This window comes from Streptomyces sp. NPDC048643, assembly GCF_040650615.1.
Lineage (GTDB): Bacteria > Actinomycetota > Actinomycetes > Streptomycetales > Streptomycetaceae > Streptomyces.
The window spans coordinates 109,853-131,111 of record NZ_JBEZHO010000012.1; the positions used below are offsets into that span (position 1 = coordinate 109,853).

Here is a 21,259-nt window from a genome sequence, read left to right on the forward strand (position 1 = left end):
GGCAGCGAATGCTTCAGGTTACCGGCGTGGCCCACCTCTGTATCAAATCGGTTCGCTGAGTGGGCGGCTCGCTGGAGGTTACATCCGGTTGGTGGGTGTTTTCGAGGGGTGTGCGGGTGGGGGGTCGGGGCTGGGGAGTGTCGGCGCTTCAGGCGTATTGACAATCGTTTCCACTTTTGTTGAAAATGACTGTCATGAACGTACGACGACGCCTCATATCCGGGTCCGCCGCCCTGGTGGCCACCGCCCTCGGTCTCGGGGCCCTCTCGGCCTGTTCGGGTCCGGGCGCGGCCGACGGCAAGGGCGCGGGGAAGCTCGACGTGGTGGCGTCGTTCTACCCGCTCCAGTACCTGGCCGAGGAGATCGGCGGGTCGCATGTGAGCGTGACGAACCTGACGCAGCCCGGTCAGGAGCCGCACGACCTGGAGATCAGCGCGCGGCAGACCGCGCAGCTGCAGGAGGCGGACGCCGTCCTCTATCTGAAGAACCTGCAGCCGGCCGTCGACGACGCGGTGGCCCAGTCCGAGGTGGGCACGAAGATCGACGCGGCGTCGCTGACGACGCTGGAGAAGCACGGGAACGAGGTCGGCGGGCACGCGGCCGAGCACGATCACGGTGCGGGCGAGGAGTCGGGGGCGGCCGATCCGCACGTCTGGCTGGACCCGGTGCGGTTCGGCGAGGTGGCGGAGGGTGTCGCGAAGGGGCTGGAGAAGGCCGATCCGAAGCATGCCGGGGACTACGAGAAGAACATGGCGGCGCTGCGGAAGAAGTTCGTCGCGCTGGACCAGGACTTCCGTGACGGGCTGGCGCACACGGACACGAGGACGTTCATCACGACGCATGCGGCGTTCGGCTATCTCGCGGAGCGGTACGGGCTGACGGAGGAGGCCATCAACGGTCTGGACCCGGAGTCGGAGCCGAGCGCGAAGCGGGTGCGGGGGCTGGAGTCGCTGGCGAAGGCCGACGGGGTGACGACGGTGTTCTACGAGACGCTCGTGAGTGACAGGACGGCGCGGACGATCGCGCGGGACGCGGGGTTGCGGGCGGATGTCCTCGATCCGATCGAGGGGATCACCGGCAGGTCGAAGGGTGACGACTACATGGAGGTCATGCGGTCGAACCTGAAGGCGCTGCGGACGGCTCTGGGGGCGAGGTGACGGTGGTGGAGGACGTGCAGTCCGTGGAACGGGAGGGAGCCGGCGTGGGCGAGGTGGTGGTGTCGTTGCGCGGGGTGCGGGCCGAGCTGGGTTCGCGTCCGGTGCTGCGGGGCGTGGATCTGACGGTGCGCCGCGGTGAGGTGGTCGCGCTGCTGGGGGCGAACGGTTCGGGGAAGTCGACGGCGGTGCGCAGCGTCATCGGGCAGGTTCCGGTGACTGCCGGGGAGATCGAGGTCTTCGGTGTGCCGCGGCGTCGTTTCCGTGACTGGCGGCGGGTGGGGTATGTGCCGCAGCGGACGACGGCGGCGGGTGGGGTGCCGGCGACGGTGACGGAGATCGTGGCGTCGGGGCGGTTGTCGCGGGCTCGTTTCGGTGTGCTGCGCAAAGCCGATCATGCGGCGGTGCGGCGGGCGCTGGAGCTGGTGGGGATGGCGGACCGGGCGAGGGACTCGGTGAACGCGCTGTCCGGGGGTCAGCATCAGCGGGTGCTGATCGCGCGGGCGCTGGCGAGCGAGCCCGAGTTGCTGATCATGGACGAGCCGATGGCGGGAGTGGACCTTGCGAGCCAGGAGGTCTTGGCGGCGACACTGCGTGGCCAGGTGGCACAGGGCGCGTCGGTGCTGCTGGTGCTGCACGAGCTGGGACCGCTGGAGCCGTTGATCGACCGTGCGGTGGTGCTGCGGGACGGGTGTGTGCTGCACGACGGTCCGCCGCCGAGGGCGGTGGGTCAGCATGCGCTGCCCGGTCATGACCATGTACATCCGCACGCGGCGCACGACGCCGGGCCGATCCGGACGGGGCTGCTGAGCTGATGGAGATCCTTGATTACGCGTTCATGCAGCGGGCGCTGCTCGCGGCGGTGCTGGTGGGGATCACGGCGCCTGCCGTCGGTATCTATCTGGTGCAGCGGCGTCAGGCGTTGATGGGTGACGGCATCGGTCATGTGGCGATGACGGGTGTGGGTCTCGGTTTTCTGCTGTCGTGGTCGCCGGTGTGGATGGCGACGGCGGTGTCGGTGCTGGGTGCGGTGCTGATGGAGCTGATCCGCTGGTACGGCAGGACGCGGGGTGACATCGCGCTGGCGATGCTGTTCTACGGGGGTATGGCGGGTGGCGTCATGTTCATCAATCTCGCGCCGGGTGGTTCGAACGCGAACCTGACGTCGTATCTGTTCGGTTCGCTGTCGACGGTGAGCCAGTCGGACGTGACGGCGATCTGTGTGCTGGCGGCGTTCGTGGTGCTGGTGACGGTGGGGTTGCGGCGGCAGTTGTTCGCGGTGAGTCAGGACGAGGAGTTCGCGCGGGTGACGGGTCTGCCGGTGCGGGCGCTGAACCTGCTGATCGCGGTGACGGCGGCGGTGACGGTGACGGTCGCGATGCGGGTGGTGGGTCTGCTGCTGGTGAGCGCGCTGATGGTGGTGCCGGTGGCGGCGGCGCAGCAGCTGAGCCGGAGTTTCGCGGCGACGTTCGCGATCGCGGTGGCGATCGGGGTGAGTGTGACGATCGGGGGGACGGTGACGTCGTACTACCAGGATGTTCCGCCGGGGGCGACGATCGTGCTGTTGACGATCGGGGCGTTTGTCGCGTTGACGGCTCTGGCGGCTCCGGTGGCACGGCGGCGGGCCCGGGCGGCGGCGGCTGTCCGGGAGGCCGGGGATCCGGTGGAGTGCGCGATTCCGGCGTCGCGGGGTCCGGAGAGCTCGGTCGGCGTCTGACCGGGTGGAGTGCGGGCTGGCACAATGGCCGGGCAAGGGCAGACGTGAGGAGGCAACGGTGACAACCGCTGGATCGCCCGTTCGGGGCCGTTCCACCCGGCAGCGTGCCGCCGTGGCGGCCGCGCTGGACGAGGTCGACGAGTTCCGCAGCGCGCAGGATCTTCACGACATGCTCAAGCACAAGGGCGACTCGGTGGGGCTCACCACGGTCTACCGCACGTTGCAGTCGCTGGCGGATGCCGGTGAGGTGGATGTGCTGCGGACGTCGGAGGGTGAGTCGGTGTACCGGCGCTGTTCCTCCGGGGAGCATCACCACCATCTGGTGTGCCGTGTGTGCGGCAAGGCGGTGGAGGTGGAGGGTCCGGCCGTGGAGAAGTGGGCGGAGGCCATCGCCGCGGAGCACGGGTATGTGAACGTGGCGCACACGGTGGAGATCTTCGGTACGTGTGCGGAGTGCGCGGCGGCGAAGGGCTGAGTCGCGCGATCGGTCACGGCCCCTCCCCCGTCGGGGGTGAGGGGCCGTTTTCGTGGTGTGCGGGTTCCGGCAGGGCGGCGGGCGGCGGGTGTTAGGAGCCGTCGCCCCTTATGCCCTGTTCCATGGCGAGGAGGTCCTCGTTGGGGACGGCGCCGCCGAAGCGGCGGTCGCGCTGGGCGTATTCGACGCAGGCGCGCCACAGGTCGCGGCGGTCGAAGTCGGGCCACAGGACGTCCTGGAACACCATTTCGGCGTAACTGGACTGCCAGATGAGGTAGTTGGAGGTGCGCTGCTCGCCGCTGGGGCGCAGGAACAGGTCGACGTCCGGCATGTCCGGGTAGTACAGGTACTTCTGGATGGTCTTCTCGGAGACCTTGTCGGGGTCGAGGCGGCCGGCGGCGACGTCGGCGGCCATCGCCTTGGCGGCGTCGGCGAGTTCGGCGCGGCCTCCGTAGTTGACGCAGAAGTAGAGGGTCATGGCGTCGTTGTCCTTGGTCTGCTCCTGGGCGATCTGGAGTTCCTGGACGACGGACTTCCACAGTTTGGGCATGCGGCCGACCCAGCGGATCCGGATGCCGAGTTCGTCCATCTCGTCGCGGCGGCGGCGGATGACGTCGCGGTTGAAGTTCATGAGGAAGCGGACCTCGTCGGGGGACCGCTTCCAGTTCTCGGTGGAGAAGGCGTAGAGGGAGAGGTTCTTCACGCCCAGGTCGATGCAGCCCTTGAGGACGTCCATGACGACGCCTTCGCCGACGCGGTGGCCCTCGGTGCGGGGCAGTCCGCGTTCCTTGGCCCAGCGGCCGTTGCCGTCCATGACGACGGCGACATGGCCGGGGATGAGTTCGCCGGGGAGTTTGGGCGCGCGGGCACCGGAGGGGTGCGGTTCCGGCGTCTTGTACTCGCGGCGCTGGCGTCCCAGGATCCCGCGTACGACCATGTGCTTCTCGTCTCCCTCTTGCTCTTGCTCTCGTGCGGTGGTGCCGGTGTTCGGTGCTGTGGTGCCGGTGGCCGGTGGTGTCCGTGCCGGTGCGGTGGCGGTTACTTCTCCACGTAACGCAGGGAGCGCAGTCCGCGTTCCAGATGCCAGTGGAGGTAGGCCGACACGAGTCCGCTGCCCTCCCGGACGTGGCGCGGTTCGGCCGCGTCCGCGGTCTCCCAGTCTCCCGTGAGGAGGGCGCCGAGGAGTTCGAGGGCCTGGGGCGAGGGTACGACGCTGCCGGGGACGCGGCAGTCGACGCAGACGGAACCTCCCGCGGCGACCGAGAAGAACCGGTTCGGTCCGGGCATGCCGCATTTGGCACAGTTGCCGAAGCTGGGGGCGTAGCCGTTGACGGCGAGGGAGCGCAGCAGGAAGGCGTCGAGAACGAGGTGGGACTCGTGTTCGCCGCGGGCGAGGGTGCGCAGTCCGCCGACGAGCAGCAGGTACTGCTGGACGGCGGGTTCTCCCTCGTGGTCGGTGAAGCGTTCGGCGGTCTCCAGCATGGCGGTGCCGGCGGTGTAGCGGGCGTAGTCGGTGACGATGCCGCCGCCGTAGGGGGCGATGGTCTCGCTCTGGGTGCACAGCGGGAGGCCGCGTCCGATGAGTTCGCTGCCGCGGGCGAAGAACTGGACGTCGACGTGGGAGAAGGGTTCGAGGCGGGCGCCGAACTTGGATTTGGTGCGTCGGACGCCGCGTGCCACCGCGCGTACGCGGCCGTGACCGCGGGTGAGCAGGGTGATGATCCGGTCCGCCTCGCCCAGCTTCTGGGTGCGCAGCACGATGCCGTCGTCGCGGAACAGACTCATGGGGCCCATTCTCGCCTACGGCACCGACGCCCCGGTCCCGATGGGCTCGATTGCGTGCGGAGGGCCGTTTCGGGGTGTCCGGCCGGGGGCCGGGGCGGACTCCGGGTGTGCGGCGGGGGCGGCTTCGCGGGGCGGGCGGTCTAGGCGTCTCACGGGCGGTGGGGGCTGGTTCGGTCGGGGTTGCTTCGGTCGGGGCTGGTTCAGGGGACCTCGCCGCGGCTGCGGGCGTTGGCGTAGGCGGTGGCGGCGCTGATCCGTTCCGCGGCGGTGGCGCGGCGGACGGTGTCGGGCGGGCACTCCCATTCCCGGCCGCCGCCTAGCGGCCTGAGCCGGACGCGGTGCCCCTCGACCGCTGTGACCATGCCCACCTTCCCGGTGTGCGTGTCGACGGCGTACGAGCCGACCGGTGGCGTCGGCGTCGGGGGGTTCATCGCGGGGCCGCCGGTCGCCGGGCGGCGGCTCTGGCGGACCGGCCGCCGCGGACGACCGCGGGGCGGGGTGCCGGGGGCGGCGCGGCCGGCGGGGCGGTCCGCGGGACCGGCGGTGTGGTGTCGGCGTGGGCGAGCGCCGTCCGCGATTGCTTCACGGTTTCCTCCGCCTCTTCGGCGCGGTGCGCCGAGTGTCGTCCTCCGGGTGGTGCGTGTTCCCGTGCGTGATCGTGTGGGTGTTCTCGTACCTGTTTCCTGTCGGAGTGGCCGCGGGTGCCGGTGCGGTGCCCGTGTCCGAGGGTGGGCCCGTGCGGGTGGCCGCGGGTTGTTCTTCTTTCACCCTGCTCCCCTGTGGCACCCGATTTCACGCTTCGCATCCTGGTGGTGACGCTCCGCATCTACACTCGGCAGGATCGGCCCGCGGCAAGTGCCGTGCGGGGCGCGGAGGTTGGCGGTGGCCGCGGGCGGGGGCGGTGGGTCCGTCAGGTGGTCGGGGGTACCGGCGGACGGGTGACGCCGACCGGCCGGACGGCGGGGAAGGGTAGCCTGCGCTGGCCTGTGAACGAGCCCTCCGCGGGGGAGGACGATCCGGCGATGACCCTTCCGAGCCTTCTGGCGGTGTTCGCGCACCCGGACGACGAGTCCCTGTCGGCGGGCGGCGTGCTCGCCCGGCACGCGGCGTCGGGCGCCCGTACGGCGGTCGTGACGGCGACCTGGGCGCGGGACACCCGGCGGGCTGCGGAACTCGCCGACGCGCTGCGCGTCCTCGGCGCGGGCGCGCCCCGCCTGCTCGGCTACGCCGACGCCCGTTTCCCGGGGTCGGCGCCGGGGGCGGTCCGGTTCTGCGACGCGCCGCTGGACGAGGCGGTACGGCGGCTGGTGGCGCACATCCGGGAGGTCCGGCCGGACCTCGTGGTGACGCACGACGCGTACGGCGGGCTGACGGGTCACCCGGATCATGTGCACACCCACCGGGTGACGGTGCTCGCGGTGGAGGCGGCCGGGCTGGACCAGTTCTACCCGGACGCGGGCCCGGCGTGGCGGCCGGGCGCCGTCTGTCTGGCCACGCATCCCGACTCCGCCGCCCGGGAGCTGGGCCCGCTGCTGGTCCGGGAGGGCAGGCCGATGTTCAGTGTCCCGGACGCGTGGGTGACGGCGACGGTCGAGGCGGGTCCCTGGCTGGACCGGAAGATCGAGGCGGTGTTCGCCCACCGTGCCGAGGTGGCGCGCGGCGCGCTGCCGGGCCGGCTCGCCGAACTCCCCCCGGAGGAGCGGCGGAGGCTGATGGCCACGGAGTGGTTCATCCGTCACGACAGCGCTGCCACGCACCCGCAGCAGACGGAGCTGACGGCCTGAGCGGCCGGGTGCCCGTCGCCAGGGCCTGCTGTGTGGATCAGGCCTTAGTCCTGCGGGGCGAAGTGGCGTACGTAGGCGCGTTGCCAGGGGGTCTCCACCGCGTGGCGGTCGTAGTGGCGACGGACGTGGGTGACCGCGTCGGCGGGCGGGACGCCGTCGAGGACGGCGAGGCAGGCCAGGGCGGTGCCGGTGCGGCCCCGGCCGCCGGCGCAGGCGATCTCGACGCGTTCGCCGGCCGTCCGCCGCCAGGCCTCGGTCAGGACGGCGCGGGCCTCGGCGCGGTCGGCGGGGAGCCGGAAGTCGGGCCACCGCAGCCAGCGGGCCTCCCAGGGCACCGGGGGCGGCTCCTTGCCGAGGAGGTACACGGCGTACGTGGGCGCCGGGGTGCCGTCGTCCGGGAGGGGCCGCCGCAGCGCCCGTCCGCGGACCGGTCGCCCGGAGGGCAGCCACAGGACACCCGCATCACCCGGCTCCCAAGTACCGCTCCCGGCAACGGAGTCGGGGCGGGCGCCGGGCTGGGGTTCGGGTCCGGTTTCGGCCATGGGGTCAGGGTAGGGGGCGGCGGCCCGGCTACGGCTGATCACCTGTCGCTCCACACCCGTCGGGGGCGCGGCGACCGGCATCAACACGCCTGCCTGATAGGGGTGTTGAACGCCGGGCGCGCCGGTGCCGCACCAGGCGCCGCACGCGCGCCCGCCCGTACGGACGGTCCCGCACGGGCGCCCGATGACGGGCGGGCCCGGGTCGGGGTCAGCTCACGCCGCGGGCGCCCTGGGCGGCTCGCGCCTCGATGCCGCGGAAGTGGTCGGACATCGCGCGCCGGGCGCCGTCGACGTCGCGGGCGCGGAGGGCGGTGAGGATGTCGCGGTGGCGGCGGGCGGTGACCTCGGGGGTGATGTCGTCGGTCCAGCCGCGGACGGCGGCGACGCGGCGGAAGACGGTCCAGAAGGCGTTGAGGAGTTGGGGGACGAGGGGGTTGCCGAGGGAGGCGTAGAGGAGTTCGTGGAACTCGCTGTCGAGTTCGGGGAAGGAGCGTCCGTCGCGGGCGGCCGTCTCCATCCGGGTGACGACGGTTTCGAGCCGGTCGAGTTCGTCCTCGGTGAGGAGTTCGGCGACGCGGCTCATGAGGCCTTCCTCCAGCACCTCGCGGACCTGGAGGATCTCGGCGAGGGCCCCGGTGGGGTCGTCCGGGCGGGCGAGGGTGCGGAAGGTGAGGCCGTCGACGAGGGGGGTCATGGACGCCTCGCCGACGTAGGTGCCGTAGCCGTGCCGGATCTCCACTATGTCGAGCGCCTGGAGGGCCTTGAGGGCCTCGCGGACGGAGTTGCGGCTCACCCCGAGGTCGTTCATCAGCTCGGTCTCGGTGGGCAGCGGGGAGCCGGCGGGGAGCCCCCGGTCGAGGATCAGCTGCATGACCTCGCGCTGGATCTGGCTGGTCACCCGGCGCTCGGCTCGGCCCCGGTTCCCGGTCTCCTCAGGCATGCGCCGCATCGTACGCTCGCTGGACATCGGACGTCCCACCTCCGGGCTGATTAAAGTCCTGGTTCGGCCAACTGCCCCTGTTTCAAGCCGTCATTGGTCGCACCCGTGGAAGATACGCCATTCGTGTGCGATCCCTTGACCCCCTCGACGGCCCCTTTTAGGGTCGCGCTGCCGCCTATGACGTAGGACGTCGTATCTCCTGCCGCACGGCCCCGGGCCGACGTGCCGACCGGTCCGGGTCCGCGGCTCCGAGGACCGGCCGCTCCACCGCTTCACCGGACCGCTCAACTGGACCACTCCTTGCTGGAGGAACCGTGCGCGACGTGACCACCGCTCCGGCGCTGCACCGCCGGTCGTTCCTGAAGTACACCGGCGCCCTGGGCGCCGCCGCAGCGCTGTCCTCGTCGCTGGCGGCCTGTTCGTCCGGGCCGGAGTCCACCAACGACACGGGGAACTCGGGCAGCGGCAGGAACGCCACCCTGACGGCCGTGATCGGCTACGGGAACGACGGCAGCTGGGATCCGACGCAGACCGCGTCCGCGTTCTGCATGGCCGCCAACAACCACATCTACGAGGGTCTGCTCGACACGGACCCGATCTCCCGCGAGCCGTACGCGGCGCTCGCCACGCGGGTGCCCGCCGATCCGACGGGCACGTCGTGGAGGTTCACGCTGCGGGCGGGCGCCACGTTCCACGACGGGAGGCCGGTCACCGCCGACGACGTGGTGTTCGTCTTCGACCGGATCCTCGACCCGAGGACCCAGACGCTGGCCAAGGGCTTCTTCGCGAGCTGGCTGAAGGAGGTCCGCAGGATCGACGCGCGGACCGTGGAACTGGTCCTCAAGTTCCCCTTCCCGGAGGGGATCTCCCGGCTCACGCTCGCGAAGATCATGCCCAGGCACGTGTTCTCGCTGCCGGGTGCCTGGGACGACGCGATCAGGGGGAAGGCGATCGGCTCGGGACCGTACCGGCAGACCGCGCACCACCCGAAGTCGAACACCACGTTCGAGGCGTTCGCCGCGTACAACGGGCCGCGCAGGGCCGCCTTCCAGAAGATGAACTGGCTGACCATAGTGGACGCCGCGCCCCGCGTCGCGAAGATCTCCGGGGCGAGCGCCGGCGCGCAGATCGCCGACAACGTCCCGTACGCGAACATCGGGCAGCTCACCAAGGGCGGCATGACGGTGCGGGGCGGCGCCGGTATGAACAACCTGTTCCTCATGTTCAACACGCAGCACAAGCCGTTCGACGACGTCCGCGTCCGGCAGGCGCTGCACTACGCCATCGACACGCAGAAGATGGTCGAGGTCGCCCTCAAGGGGCACGGAAGGCCCTCGACGTCGTTCCTGAACGAGGCCAACCCCGCCTACCGGCCCGCCAGGACCGTCTACTCCTACGACCCGGAGAAGGCGAAGAGGCTTCTGAAGGAGGCCGGGGTCAAGGGGCTGACGATCGAGATCCTGGCCGTGAACGTCAGCTGGATCGTCGACTGCCTGCCGACCGTCAAGGCGTCCTGGGACGCGATCGGTGTGAAGACGACGCTGGCCCCGCAGGAGACCACGGCCGTCTTCACCAAGATGGACCAGAAGCAGGACTACCAGGTGGTCGCCGCCGCCTCGAACCCCAACCAGTTCGGCCTCGACGCCGACCTGATCATGCGCTACAACCACGGCCCGCAGAACCTGTGGATGGGCTACGCCCGCTGGGCCGGCGACCCCGTCGCCAGGAAGCTGTTCCAGGACATGGATCGGGCGACCCGGGAGCCGGACGCCGGCCGGAAGAAGACGATGATCCAGGACTACATCGACGTCGTCGCCGAACAGGCCGTGCTCTACCCGGTCGTGCACAACGAGCTGATGACCGCGTGGAACCCGCACCGGCTCACCGGGATAAGGCCACAGCCCTACCCGGGCATCAACCTGCTGCAAGCCAAGTGGGTCTAGGCGACAGGAGAGTCCGTACGTGGTCGTCATCGTCAGGATCCTGCTGCGCCGTGTCGCGCTGCTCGTACCGCTGATGCTCGGGATCGTCCTGTTCGTGTTCCTGGTGATGCGGTTCTCGGACGTCGACCCGGCGTCCGCGTTCTTCCAGGGCGCCAACCCCACCCCCGGTCAGCTGCACGACTTCCGGGAACAGAACGGCCTGCTCGACCCGCTGCCCGTGCGCTACGTCCACTTCGTCGGGGACCTCCTCCACGGCGACCTGGGCACCAGCGCGCTGACCCGGGCGCCGGTCGTCGAGCAGGTCACCACCGCGCTGCCGCTCACCCTCCAGCTGACGTTCCTGGGCCTCGGCATCGCGGTGGTGCTGGCGCTGCTCGGCGGGGTCACGGCAGCGATCCACCGGGACCGGCTGCCGGACCAGATCATCCGGGTCGTGTCGCTGACCGGGGTCGCCGCGCCGGGCTTCTGGCTGGCCCTGCTGATGATCCAGTACCTCGCCGTCGACCGGGGCTGGTTCCCGACCGGCGGCTACATCAACCCGGCCGACTCGCTCACCGGCTGGCTGAGGACGATGGCGCTGCCCGCGCTCGCGCTGTCCCTGCCGGTCGCCGCGCAGCTCACCCGGATCGTGCGGACGTCCGTGGTGGAGGAGCTCGACAAGGACTACGTGCGCACCGCGATCGGCAGCGGACTGCCGCCCCGGGTGGTCGTCGGCCGGAACGTGCTGCGCAACGCGCTGATGAACCCGCTGACCGTACTGGGCCTGCGCGTGGGCTATCTGCTGGGCGGCGCGGTCGTCATCGAGACGATCTTCTCGCTGCCCGGCATGGGCAAGCTGATGATCGACGCCGTGCAGAACGGCGACCCGGCGGTCGTGCAGGGCGTCGTCCTGACCACGGCCACCGGCTTCGTGGTGGTGAACCTCGTCATCGACCTCCTGTATCTGCTGGTCAACCCACGACTGAGGGAAGCGTCCTGATGTTCACGCGGAAGGAACTGGCGGGGGTCCTCGCCCGGCCCGGTGTCCGGCTGCGCGGCTGGCGCCGGCTGCCGGCGCTGTCGCGGATCGCGGTGTGTTTCCTGGCCGTGGTCGTGCTGGTGGCGCTGTTCGCGCCGCTGATCGCCCCGCACGATCCGCTCGACCAGCTGCCGCCGGTGGGCGGCACGGGGCATCCGTCCGCGGGCCACTGGATGGGGCAGGACAGTCTCGGCCGGGACATCCTGAGCCGGCTGATGTACGGGGCGCGCTGGTCGCTGGCGATCGGCCTCGGCGCCACCGCGCTCGCCCTCGTGGTGGGCTCGCTCCTCGGGGCGTTCGCCGCGACGTCCCGCAAGGGTGTCGACGAGACGCTGATGCGCTGCCTGGACGTGGTGATGGCGTTCCCCGGCATCGCGCTGGCCGCCGTGCTGGTGGCCGTGTTCGGCGGTGGTATCACCGTGCTGATCTGCGCGATCGCGTTCCTGTTCACGCCGCCGGTCGCGCGGGTGGTGCGGGCGAACGTCCTCGACCAGTACGGGGAGGACTACGTTACGGCGGAGCAGGTGATCGGCGCCCGTACCCCGCACATCGTGCTGCGGCACGTGGCGGTGAACTGTGCGGCGCCGGTGCTGGTGTTCTGCACCGTGCAGGTCGCCGAGGCGATCGTGTTCGAGGCGTCGCTGTCGTTCATCGGCGCGGGCGTGCGGCCCCCGGATCCGTCCTGGGGCAGTGTCATCGCCGACGGGAAGAACATGGTGCTGACCGGCGGCTGGTGGGCGACGGTCTTCCCCGGGCTGCTGATGCTGCTGACCGTGCTGTGTCTGAACGTCCTCTCCGAGGGGGTCTCCGACGCGTGGGCGGCGCCCGCGGCCCGGGAGGTGTCGGTGCCGCCCGCCGAGGACCGGCTGGAGGCCCCCGGGCCGGGCGGCGGCACGGTCCTCGAACTGCCCGGCCTCGCCGAGGCCGCGGCCCGGCTGCGTTCCCGGGCCCGCCCTCGGCCCACCGCCCCGCACCCGGTCCTCGCCGTCGAGGACCTGGCGATCGGGTTCGACGACCGGCACGGCGGGGTGGACATCGTCGACGGCATCGGCTTCGAGGTGTATCCCGGTGAGGTGGTGGGCCTGGTCGGCGAGTCGGGGTGCGGGAAGTCGCTGACCGCGCTGACGGTGATGGGTCTGGAGCCGAAGGGAGCCCGGGTCCGCGGCCAGGTGCGGTTCGACGGGCGGCAGTTGGTGGGCGAGCCGATGCGGGTGCGGCGCCGGCTGCTGGGCCACGAGATGGCGATGGTCTACCAGGACGCGCTGTCGTCGCTGAACCCGGCGATGACGATCAGGGCACAGCTGAAGCAGGTGATACGGCGTGGTGGGCGGCGCGGCGCGGCCGAGCTGCTGGAGCTGGTCGGTCTGGACGCCGGGCGGACGTTGCGCAGCTATCCGCACGAGTTGTCGGGCGGGCAGCGGCAGCGGGTGCTGATCGCGATGGCGCTGTCCCGTGAGCCCCGGCTGATCGTCGCGGACGAGCCGACGACGGCGCTGGACGTGACGGTGCAGGCGCAGGTGATGGAGTTGCTGCTGCGGCTGCGGGCGGAGCTGGACTTCGCGCTGGTCCTCGTGTCGCACGATCTGGCGCTGGTGTCCGCGGTCACCGACCGGGTGGTGGTGATGTACGGCGGGCAGATCGTCGAGACGGGGGTGACGGCCGACCTGGTGGAGTGGCCGGCGCACCACTACACGCGCGGGCTGCTGGGCAGTGTCCTGTCGCTGGAGTCGGCGGCCGAGCGGATGACGCAGATCAAGGGGGTCGTGCCCTCCCCCGCCGACTTCCCGGCGGGCTGCCGGTTCGCCGACCGGTGTCCGTCGGCGAGCGAGGTGTGCCGGACGACCGCGCCGGACCTGGTGGGGCCGCCCACGCACACGGCGGCCTGTCACCATCCGGCCGTCGACCTGGTGACCGCCGAGAGCGAGGCCGTGAAGTGAACGCCGTGCAGCAGATGCCGGGGGTCCTCGGATGACCGGGCCGGTGACGGAGGGGGTGAGCTTCGGCGCGGAGCCGCTGGTGCGGCTCACGGACGTGCACGTGGTGCACCGGGCGCGCAGCGGCGGGGTGTTCGCCCGGGACCGGGTGTACGCGCTGACGGGCGTGGACCTGGCGATCGCGCCCGGGGAGACGGTCGGGGTGGTCGGCGAGTCGGGGTGCGGGAAGTCGACGCTGGCGAAGGTGCTGGTGGGGGTGCAGCGGCCGACGTCGGGGACGGTGACGTTCCACGGCGGTGATCTGTGGTCGCTGAAGGCGGACGCGCGGCGTACGGCGGTCGGGGCGAGCACGGGCATGATCTTCCAGGACCCGTCGACGGCGCTGAACCGGCGCATGCCGGTGGGACGGATCCTGCGGGACCCGCTCGATGTGCACCGACGCGGCACCTCGGCCGAACGGGCTGACCGTGTGCGGGAGTTGATGTCGCTCGTCGGTCTGCCTCGGGCGCTGGCGGACGCGCTGCCGGGTCAGTTGTCGGGCGGGCAGCGCCAACGGGTGGCGATCGCGCGCGCTTTGGCGCTGGACCCGGGTCTGGTGGTGGCGGACGAGCCGACGAGCGCGCTGGACGTGTCGGTGCGGGCGCAGATCCTCAACCTGCTGCTCGATCTGAAGGAACGCCTCGGTCTGGCGCTGGTGTTCGTGTCGCACGACATCCAGACGGTGCGGCGGATGAGCGACCGGGTGATCACGATGTATCTGGGGCGGGTGGTGGAGGAGTCGCCGGCCGGTGAGGTCACCGACTCCGCCCGGCATCCGTACACGCGGGCGCTGTTCTCGGCGACGCCGGGTCTGCTGGATCCGATCGACCCGATTCCGCTGACCGGGCCCGTCCCGTCGGCGACGCGGCCGCCGAGCGGCTGCCCGTTCCGCACGCGGTGCTGGAAGGCGGACGAGGCGTGTGCGGAGCGGATGCCGGAGTTCACGGCCGCGTCGGCGCCGGGGCACCGTTTCCGGTGTCACCATCCTGTGGAGGAGGGCCGGTCGACGCGCGCCCTGGTCGCGCAGGCCGAGTCCGCCGCCGCGGCCACCGCCCTGGCCGAGGACCCGTTCCAGCAGCACATCAGGGAGCCTTCATGACCTTCCCCGCCCCGCTGACCGGTGTCGTACCGCCCGTCTGCACTCCTCTGACACCGGATGGCGAGGTGGACGTCCCGTCGCTCGTCCGGCTGATCGACCATCTGACGGACGCCGGGGTGCACGGCCTGTTCGTGCTCGGTTCGACGTCCGAGGTGGCCTATCTGACGGACGCGCAGCGCAGGCTGGTGGTGGAGACGGCGGCCGGGCACGTGGCGGGCCGGTTGCCCGTGCTGGCCGGGGCGATCGACATGACGACGCCGCGGGTCCTGGACCACGCGCGGGCCGCGCGGGCCGCGGGCGCGGACGCGGTCGTGGTGACGGCCCCGTTCTACACGCGCACCCACCCCGCCGAGATCGCCCGGCACTTCCGGCTCGTCGCGGCCGGGGCGGGACTTCCCGTCTTCGCGTACGACATGCCCGCCTCCGTGCACACCAAGCTGCACCCGGAGCTGGTCCTCGGTCTCGCCGCGGAGGGTGTCCTCGCCGGCCTCAAGGACTCCAGCGGCGACCTCGGTTCCTTCCGCTCGGTCGTCACCGGGGCCCGTGACCTGCCCGGTGCCGGCGGGTTCACCGCGCTCACCGGTTCCGAGGTCGTCGTCGACGCGGCGCTCGCCCTCGGCGCGCACGGCGTGGTGCCGGGGCTGGCCAACGTCGACCCGGCGGGCTACGTGCGGCTGTACGACCTGTGCGCGGCCGGCGACACGGAGGGGGCGCGGGCGGAGCAGGAGCGGCTGTGCGAGCTGTTCGGGATGGTGGACGTCGGCGATCCGGCCCGGATGGGCGGGAGTTCGTCGGCGCTCGGCGCGTTCAAGGCCGCGCTGTTCCTGCGGGGCGTCATCGCCTGTCCGGCGACGGCGGAGCCCCAGGTGCCGTTGTCGGAGGCGGAGGTCGAGCGGGTGGCCAAGTACCTCGCGGGGGCGGGGTTGTTGTAGGGCGGGGCCCGCGCAGTCCGGACAGTTGCGCCCGGTCCGTGCTGCCCCGGCCCGTGCTGTCCGCGGGTGCGCCATCCGGGGCGCGCCATCGGGGCTCGCGCCATCCGGGTCGCGCTATCCGGGCAGGCCGTTCAGGGGCAGGCGTCGGAAGGTGATGGTCTCGTAGGGGCCGGTGACGCCCGTCTCGTAGAGGATCCCGACGCGGGACGGGCCGAGCTGGACGAGGTCGGAGTAGGCGGCCGGGTCCGCGGACAGGGTGGCCGCCCGGGTGAAGTCGGCGCCCGCGGTCGTGCTGTGCCACAGGGCCATGGAGCGACGGGCGGTGGGGACGGACGGGCCGGCGAACAGGAGCGGCGCGGTGGGGCCGCCGGTGAGCTGGAGGACGCTGCCCTGGACGACGGGGACGTCGTTCAGGGCGGGCTGGACGGCGTAGGGGCGGTCGAGGGTCTCGCCGCCGTCATCGGAGTAGGTGTCGAGACGGTTTCCGGGGCTCGTGCCGTTCTGGTCGCGGGCACTGAAGTAGAGCCGCCCGTCGGGGAGTTCGGCGACCTGGCTCTCGTTGGCGTTGACCCTCCCGTCGTAGGAGTCGTCGACGAAGCCGAGTCGCCAGGTGAGGCCGCCGTCGTCGCTGTAGAGGGCGTGGGCTCCGTAGTACCTGGCCTCCTGGCCGGTGTCGGTGGAGCCGGCGGGCGGGGCGGCCGAGTGGTTGGCGGGTACGACGAGGCGTCCGGCGTGCGGGCCGTGACGCAGGGCGATCGCGTGGCCGGGACCGGTGGCGTACCAGCGCCAGCCGGGCGGCTTGGCGTCGGTGGTGATGTCGCGCGGTGCGGTGAAGTGACGGCCGTCGTCGCGGCTGGTCTGGACGAAGACGCGGCGGCTCTGTTCCGCGGTGACCTCGCCGCGCATGATCTGCGCCTCGCTCACGGCGCCGCTGTTGTAGGAGGTGAGGAGGACGACGCGGCCGCTGCGGGGGTCGAGGACGGGGGCGGGGTTGCCGCGGGTGTCGCCGTCGCCGGAGGCGACGACCCGGAGCGGGCCCCAGGTGCAGCCTCCGTCGGAGGAGCGTCTGAGGACGACGTCGATGTCGCCGGTGTCGCCGGCACCGCCGTGCCGCCCCTCGGCGAAGGCCAGCAGGGTGCCGGCGCGGGTCGTGACGGTCGCGGGGATCCGATACGTGTCGTAGCCGCCGCGGCCCGCGGTGTACGGCACGGAGGAGGTGCACTCCCGGGCGTGCAGGGGCGCGGCGGAGGCGGTGCCGCCGGTGGCGGCGAGGGCGGTGAGGAGTCCCGCGGCACTGGCGAACGCGGCCATGCGGGTCGTGACGGTCATGGCACTCCCTGGACTGCGCGGACTACGCGGATCACGTCGGACATGGGACGTGGGATGTCCGGGGAGAAGTTAGTGGGCCTGATGCGGCGCAGCAATGCCTGCGGGGCGAGGACACCCTGACGGGGCGTCGGTTCACTCCGATGTCGCGTCGGATGCGCGCGGACGCCGCGCCGGGGCGCGGGGCGAGCGGCGGGGCGGCGGCGTCCCGGAGGGGGTCAGGACGGGGTGCGGGCCGTCGCCAGGAGGCGGGTGACGTCGTCCGAGCAGATCGTGAGGGCCGCGCCGACGGTGGCGAGGGCGTCCCGCTCGGCGGGCGTGTAGGGGCCGTCGGCCAGGGCGATACGGGCGCCCTGGAGGAGGATCGCCTCGCGGCCGGTGGCAGCGAGGTGCGGGGCCAGCGGGTCCAGTGCCTCGTGGAGCTCTATGGCCAGGCTCGCTCCGCAGGGCTCGCCGAAGAGGCGGCCGGTGTCGGCGGCGAGTGCCTCGACGAGGGCGCCGAGCTGGTCCTCGGTGCAGTCGTCGAAGCCGGCCGAGCGCACGGCGGACGCCGCGGTCTCCAGCGACGTACGGGCGCAGTTGCCGCCCGCGGCGAGGACGGCGAGGGCGACGGTGTGGACGGCGTCGCGGAGCATCGCGGAGAAGCGGGTGGTGGTGGGGTGGTCGAGGACGTCCGCGCCGTAGTGGTGGTGGCAGGCGGCGCACTCGACGACCGGCCCGGTCTCGCCGCGTGGCAGCACGGGGACGCCGAGGAGGGTGAAGCGGCGGCGTCCGGTGAGCCGCTGGTAGTTGCGGTCGCCCCCGCAGCCGGGGCAGAAGAACTCGCCGTCGCCGACGGTGCTCCACGCCGTACGGGTGCCCAGGATGCGGGGAACCTGAACCGAGCGACCGTTTCGTCCCCATCCTGGCAGCACGTCGCACACCTCCGTAATGCCACGGCAACATCGCCGCGCTGGCGTGATGTTAGCCACATTGTCGAGGCGGCGTCAGTACCCCGGACGAGACCCGTCCGTGACCCCGGGCCGGTTTGGCCGGTACACGACCGCGGCCCCGCCCACCTCGGAAGGCGGACGGGGCCGGAAAGACGCAGGTGGAACGGGTCAGCGGGCGGCGCGGTTGACGGCGGAGACGACGGCCTTCAGCGAGGCACGTGTCGTATTCGCGTCGATGCCGATTCCCCACAGAACCTTGTCGCCGATCGCGCATTCGATGTAGGAGGCGGCCTGCGCGGAGGCGCCCTCGCTCATCGTGTGCTCCTGGTAGTCCAGCAGGCGTACGTCGATGCCGATGGACTGCAGGGCGTCGAAGAACGCGGAGATCGGGCCGTTGCCGGTGCCGCTCAGGACGGTGTCCGCGCCGTCGACGGTGGCCTCGACGGTGAGGGCGTCCACGCCGTCCTTGTCCGTGGTGGACTGGCCGGTCCTGACCTGGACGCGGCCCCACGGGTTCGCGGGGTTGGGCAGGTACTCGTCCTGGAAGGTCGCCCAGATGTCCTTCGGGGTGACCTCGCCGCCCTCGGCGTCCGTCTTCTGCTGGATGAGCTTCGAGAACTCGATCTGCATCCGGCGCGGCAGGTCCAGCTTGTGGTCGTTCTTCAGGACGTACGCGATACCGCCCTTGCCGGACTGCGAGTTGACGCGGATGACGGCCTCGTAGGAGCGGCCGACGTCCTTGGGGTCGATGGGCAGGTAGGGGACGGCCCACTCGATGTCGTCGACGGTGACGCCCTTGGCGGCCGCGTCGGCCTCCATGGCGTCGAAGCCCTTCTTGATGGCGTCCTGGTGGGAGCCGGAGAAGGACGTGTAGACCAGGTCGCCCACGTACGGGTGGCGCGCGTGGACCTCCATCTGGTTGCAGTACTCCCACGTACGGCGGATCTCGTCGATGTCGGAGAAGTCGATCTGCGGGTCGACGCCCTGCGAGAACAGGTTCATGCCCAGGGTGACCAGGTCGACGTTGCCGGTGCGCTCGCCCTGGCCGAACAGGCAGCCCTCGACGCGGTCGGCGCCGGCCATCAGCGCCAGTTCGGCGGCGGCGACGGCGGTGCCGCGGTCGTTGTGGGGGTGGATCGACAGGCAGACGTGCTCGCGGCGGGACAGGTTGCGGCCCATCCACTCGAAGCGGTCCGCGTGCGTGGAGGGCGTGGAACGCTCCACGGTGGCGGGCAGGTTGAGGATGATCTCGCGGCCCGGGCCGGGCTGCCAGACGTCCATGACCGCCTCGCAGACCTCCAGGGCGAAGTCCAGCTCGGTGTCGGTGAAGATCTCGGGGCTGTACTGGTAGCCGAACTCGGTCTCGGGGCCCAGCAGCTTCTCCGCGTACTCGACGACCAGGCGGGTGCCGTCGACGGCGATCTGCTTGATGTCGTCCCTGGAGCCGCGGAAGACGACGCGGCGGAAGACCGGGGCGGTCGCGTTGTACAGGTGGACGTTGGCGCGCCGGGCGCCCTTCAGCGACTCGACGGTCCGCTCGATCAGGTCCTCGCGGGCCTGGGTCAGTACGGAGATCGTCACGTCGTCGGGGATCGCGGTCCCGTCCTCGATGATCGAGCGGACGAAGTCGAAGTCCGTCTGGCCCGACGCCGGGAAGCCGACCTCGATCTCCTTGTAGCCCATCTTCACCAGCAGGTCGAACATCTCGCGCTTGCGCGCGGGCGACATGGGGTCGATCAGGGCCTGGTTGCCGTCACGCAGGTCGGTGGAGAGCCAGCGGGGGGCGACGGTGATCCGGTTGTTCGGCCAGTCGCGGTCCGGGATGTCGACCTGGTCGTACTGGCCGTACTTGTGGACCGGCATCGACGTGGGGCGCTGGCGGTTGGCACGGGTCTGCTCGCTGCTGTGGCTGTTCGCCATGATGCGTGGGCTCCTCAGGATGTCCGAAAGGACGGCCGACGGCGCAACGCCAGACTCCGCGGGGAGGGGGTCGGCCTCGACTACAGGCCCTCGCCGCGGCAGCTAAGGAGAAGCAGCCCGATACGCATGATGCTCCGCAGCCTAGCCGAGTCCCGCTCGCCTCGGGGGGCTGTATCAGTATGCGGGATCACGGGTGGCGAAGGGGACAAAGCGTGCGTCATACCACTCGCGGGCGGACGATCCGGCTCCCTTTCGCCGCATTTCACCAATCATGGTTGCAGGTAGTGACACTGGCATAACTCAGTGCAAGGGTGCCGGGCATGACCACCAACGGGGGCTTCGAGCCCGTCTTCTGCACCATCGTGCCGCCCCACGTCCTCGACCGGCTCGCGAGCAGCGAGGACCCCGCGCTCGCCGGTCCCGCCCGCCAGACCCTGGAGCGGGACGCGTACGAGCGCACCCACCGGCGGCTGACCACCGTCCTCGGCGCGCCCTCCGTCGCCGCCCCGCCGGGCGCGGCGGGCGGTCAGCCGCACCGCACGATCTACGACGCCCGCCACGGGCAGGACCTCCCGGGCACCCGGGTCCGCGGCGAGGGCGAGGAGCCCGGCCAGGACGCCACCGTCAACCGTGCGTACGCCGGCCTCGGCGCCACCTTCGACCTCTACCTGAACGCCTACCAGCGCTCCTCGATCAACGGCGACGGCCTGCCGCTCGACGCCACCGTGCACTTCGACAACGACTACAACAACGCCTTCTGGAACGGTGAGCAGATGGTGTTCGGGGACGGGGACGGGGAGATCTTCCTCGACTTCACCCTCCCGATCGACGTCATCGGGCACGAGCTGACCCACGGCGTCACCCAGTACACGGCGAACCTCACGTACTTCGGTCAGCCGGGGGCGCTGAACGAGTCGATGTCGGACGTCTTCGGGTCGCTGATCAAGCAGTACACGCTCGGCCAGAGCGCCGCCGAGGCCGACTGGCTGATCGGCGCCGGGCTCCTCGCCCCGCGGGTCACCGGCTCCGCCCTGCGCTCCATGAAGGAGCCGGGCAGCGCGTACGACGACGACGTGCTCGGCAAGGACCCGCAGCCCGGGACGATGGACGGCTATGTGCGCACCGGCCGTGACAACGGCGGCGTCCACATCAACTCCGGCATCCCCAACCACGCCTTCTACCTCGTCGCCGAGGCGCTCGGCGGGCACGCGTGGGAGCGCGCCGGGCAGATCTGGTACGACGTGCTGACCGGCGGGGAGCTGCCGCAGCAGGCCCTGTTCTCGGACTTCGCACGGCTCACGCTGGCCGCGGCGCGCTCCCGGTACAGCGACGGGGAGGAACTCCAGGCGGTCGGCAAGGCCTGGGAACAGGTGGGAGTTCCGGCCACGTAGGGGTGCCGTTCCGCGTCGGGGCCGTGGCCGCGGGCGGCCGACTCGGCTAGACAGGACCCATGCGTATTTCGGTGAGGCGCACGGGCGGGTTCGCGGGCATCGAGCGCCGTGCGGAGGTGGACACCTCGGGACGGCCCGACGCGGCCGACTGGCACGCGCTGGCCGAGCGGACGCTCGCCGCCGGCCGGGGCACTCCCCCGGCCGGCGTCCCGGACGGCTTCAGCTACCGGATCACGGTGGACGGCACGACGGTCCACGCGGCCGACCCGAGCCTCACGGAGGACCAGCGCGAGTTGATCTCCCGGGTGCTCAAGGAGGGTGCCTAGCG

Annotated in this window: 20 protein-coding genes; 12 read left to right on the forward strand and 8 right to left on the reverse strand. The window is 71.6% G+C overall.

Going from position 1 to position 21,259, the window contains the following annotated elements; all coding sequences use genetic code 11:
- Positions 1-194: 194 nt before the first annotated feature.
- The 4 genes from AB0C62_RS14860 to AB0C62_RS14875 are packed head-to-tail and all read left to right on the forward strand — an operon-like array spanning position 195 to position 3,346.
- Positions 195-1,157, forward strand: coding sequence for a metal ABC transporter substrate-binding protein (locus AB0C62_RS14860; protein ID WP_362973050.1), 963 nt, complete (start codon positions 195-197; stop codon positions 1,155-1,157).
- 44 nt (positions 1,158-1,201) lie between these two features.
- Positions 1,202-1,969, forward strand: a complete 768-nt coding sequence (locus tag AB0C62_RS14865; protein ID WP_362973052.1) for a metal ABC transporter ATP-binding protein — start codon at positions 1,202-1,204, stop codon at positions 1,967-1,969.
- On the forward strand, positions 1,969-2,871 hold the full coding sequence (locus AB0C62_RS14870; protein WP_362973054.1) for a metal ABC transporter permease: 903 nt from the start codon (positions 1,969-1,971) through the stop codon (positions 2,869-2,871). Before AB0C62_RS14865 ends, AB0C62_RS14870 begins: the two co-directional genes overlap by 1 nt.
- Positions 2,872-2,929: 58 nt before the next feature.
- Positions 2,930-3,346, forward strand: coding sequence for a transcriptional repressor (locus tag AB0C62_RS14875; protein ID WP_362973056.1), 417 nt, complete (start codon positions 2,930-2,932; stop codon positions 3,344-3,346).
- Between the two features lie 91 nt (positions 3,347-3,437).
- Here the strand turns inward: AB0C62_RS14875 and AB0C62_RS14880 are convergent, their stop codons facing one another.
- From AB0C62_RS14880 to AB0C62_RS14890, 3 genes are all read right to left on the reverse strand, one after another.
- The gene (locus AB0C62_RS14880) at positions 3,438-4,283 is read right to left on the reverse strand and encodes an isoprenyl transferase (protein ID WP_362973058.1); all 846 of its coding nucleotides are present in this window, start codon (positions 4,281-4,283) and stop codon (positions 3,438-3,440) included.
- Between the two features lie 101 nt (positions 4,284-4,384).
- The gene (gene recO / locus AB0C62_RS14885) at positions 4,385-5,131 is read right to left on the reverse strand and encodes a DNA repair protein RecO (protein ID WP_362973060.1); all 747 of its coding nucleotides are present in this window, start codon (positions 5,129-5,131) and stop codon (positions 4,385-4,387) included.
- A gap of 200 nt (positions 5,132-5,331) precedes the next feature.
- Positions 5,332-5,562 carry a hypothetical protein gene (locus tag AB0C62_RS14890; protein WP_362973062.1) on the reverse strand — a complete coding sequence of 77 codons (231 nt, stop codon included), beginning with the start codon at positions 5,560-5,562 and terminating at the stop codon, positions 5,332-5,334.
- A 591-nt stretch (positions 5,563-6,153) separates the two neighbouring features.
- Between AB0C62_RS14890 and AB0C62_RS14895 the strand changes: the two genes are divergently transcribed.
- Positions 6,154-6,915 carry a PIG-L deacetylase family protein gene (locus AB0C62_RS14895; RefSeq protein ID WP_362973064.1) on the forward strand — a complete coding sequence of 254 codons (762 nt, stop codon included), beginning with the start codon at positions 6,154-6,156 and terminating at the stop codon, positions 6,913-6,915.
- A 44-nt stretch (positions 6,916-6,959) separates the two neighbouring features.
- On the opposite strand, the gene AB0C62_RS14900 is transcribed toward AB0C62_RS14895, so the two are convergent.
- Both AB0C62_RS14900 and AB0C62_RS14905 read right to left on the reverse strand, forming a co-directional pair.
- Entirely contained in the window at positions 6,960-7,457 is a 498-nt protein-coding gene (locus AB0C62_RS14900) for a protein phosphatase (protein WP_362973066.1), read from the reverse strand.
- Positions 7,458-7,665: 208 nt separating this feature from the next.
- Positions 7,666-8,406, reverse strand: a complete 741-nt coding sequence (locus AB0C62_RS14905) for a FadR/GntR family transcriptional regulator (protein WP_362973199.1) — start codon at positions 8,404-8,406, stop codon at positions 7,666-7,668.
- Positions 8,407-8,711: 305 nt separating this feature from the next.
- Here AB0C62_RS14905 and AB0C62_RS14910 point away from each other — a divergent pair, with 305 nt between their 5' ends.
- From AB0C62_RS14910 to AB0C62_RS14930, 5 genes are read left to right on the forward strand one after another with little or no spacing between them, the layout of a single operon-like run.
- Positions 8,712-10,340 carry an ABC transporter substrate-binding protein gene (locus AB0C62_RS14910; RefSeq protein WP_362973068.1) on the forward strand — a complete coding sequence of 543 codons (1,629 nt, stop codon included), beginning with the start codon at positions 8,712-8,714 and terminating at the stop codon, positions 10,338-10,340.
- A 19-nt stretch (positions 10,341-10,359) separates the two neighbouring features.
- Positions 10,360-11,319, forward strand: coding sequence for an ABC transporter permease (locus tag AB0C62_RS14915; protein ID WP_362973070.1), 960 nt, complete (start codon positions 10,360-10,362; stop codon positions 11,317-11,319).
- Positions 11,319-13,295 (forward strand): dipeptide/oligopeptide/nickel ABC transporter permease/ATP-binding protein, encoded by a 1,977-nt coding sequence (locus AB0C62_RS14920; RefSeq protein ID WP_362973072.1) that lies wholly within the window; start codon positions 11,319-11,321, stop codon positions 13,293-13,295. Before AB0C62_RS14915 ends, AB0C62_RS14920 begins: the two co-directional genes overlap by 1 nt.
- A 31-nt stretch (positions 13,296-13,326) precedes the next feature.
- Positions 13,327-14,430 (forward strand): ABC transporter ATP-binding protein, encoded by a 1,104-nt coding sequence (locus tag AB0C62_RS14925; protein ID WP_362973074.1) that lies wholly within the window; start codon positions 13,327-13,329, stop codon positions 14,428-14,430.
- On the forward strand, positions 14,427-15,362 hold the full coding sequence (locus AB0C62_RS14930; RefSeq protein ID WP_362973076.1) for a dihydrodipicolinate synthase family protein: 936 nt from the start codon (positions 14,427-14,429) through the stop codon (positions 15,360-15,362). The genes AB0C62_RS14925 and AB0C62_RS14930 overlap by 4 nt, the downstream gene beginning before the upstream one ends.
- Before the next feature lie 114 nt (positions 15,363-15,476).
- On the opposite strand, the gene AB0C62_RS14935 is transcribed toward AB0C62_RS14930, so the two are convergent.
- From AB0C62_RS14935 to leuA, 3 genes are all read right to left on the reverse strand, one after another.
- On the reverse strand, positions 15,477-16,691 hold the full coding sequence (locus tag AB0C62_RS14935) for a sialidase family protein (protein WP_362973078.1): 1,215 nt from the start codon (positions 16,689-16,691) through the stop codon (positions 15,477-15,479).
- 215 nt (positions 16,692-16,906) lie between these two features.
- On the reverse strand, positions 16,907-17,602 hold the full coding sequence (locus tag AB0C62_RS14940; RefSeq protein WP_362973080.1) for a TerB family tellurite resistance protein: 696 nt from the start codon (positions 17,600-17,602) through the stop codon (positions 16,907-16,909).
- A 186-nt stretch (positions 17,603-17,788) separates the two neighbouring features.
- Positions 17,789-19,540, reverse strand: coding sequence for a 2-isopropylmalate synthase (gene leuA, locus AB0C62_RS14945; RefSeq protein WP_362973082.1), 1,752 nt, complete (start codon positions 19,538-19,540; stop codon positions 17,789-17,791).
- A 320-nt stretch (positions 19,541-19,860) separates the two neighbouring features.
- On the opposite strand from leuA, the gene AB0C62_RS14950 reads away from it, so the two are divergent.
- Both AB0C62_RS14950 and AB0C62_RS14955 read left to right on the forward strand, forming a co-directional pair.
- Entirely contained in the window at positions 19,861-20,931 is a 1,071-nt protein-coding gene (locus tag AB0C62_RS14950) for a M4 family metallopeptidase (protein WP_362973084.1), read from the forward strand.
- A 59-nt stretch (positions 20,932-20,990) separates the two neighbouring features.
- Positions 20,991-21,257: a protealysin inhibitor emfourin gene (locus AB0C62_RS14955; RefSeq protein ID WP_362973086.1), complete on the forward strand. Its 267-nt coding sequence runs from the start codon at positions 20,991-20,993 to the stop codon at positions 21,255-21,257.
- Positions 21,258-21,259 lie beyond the last annotated feature (2 nt).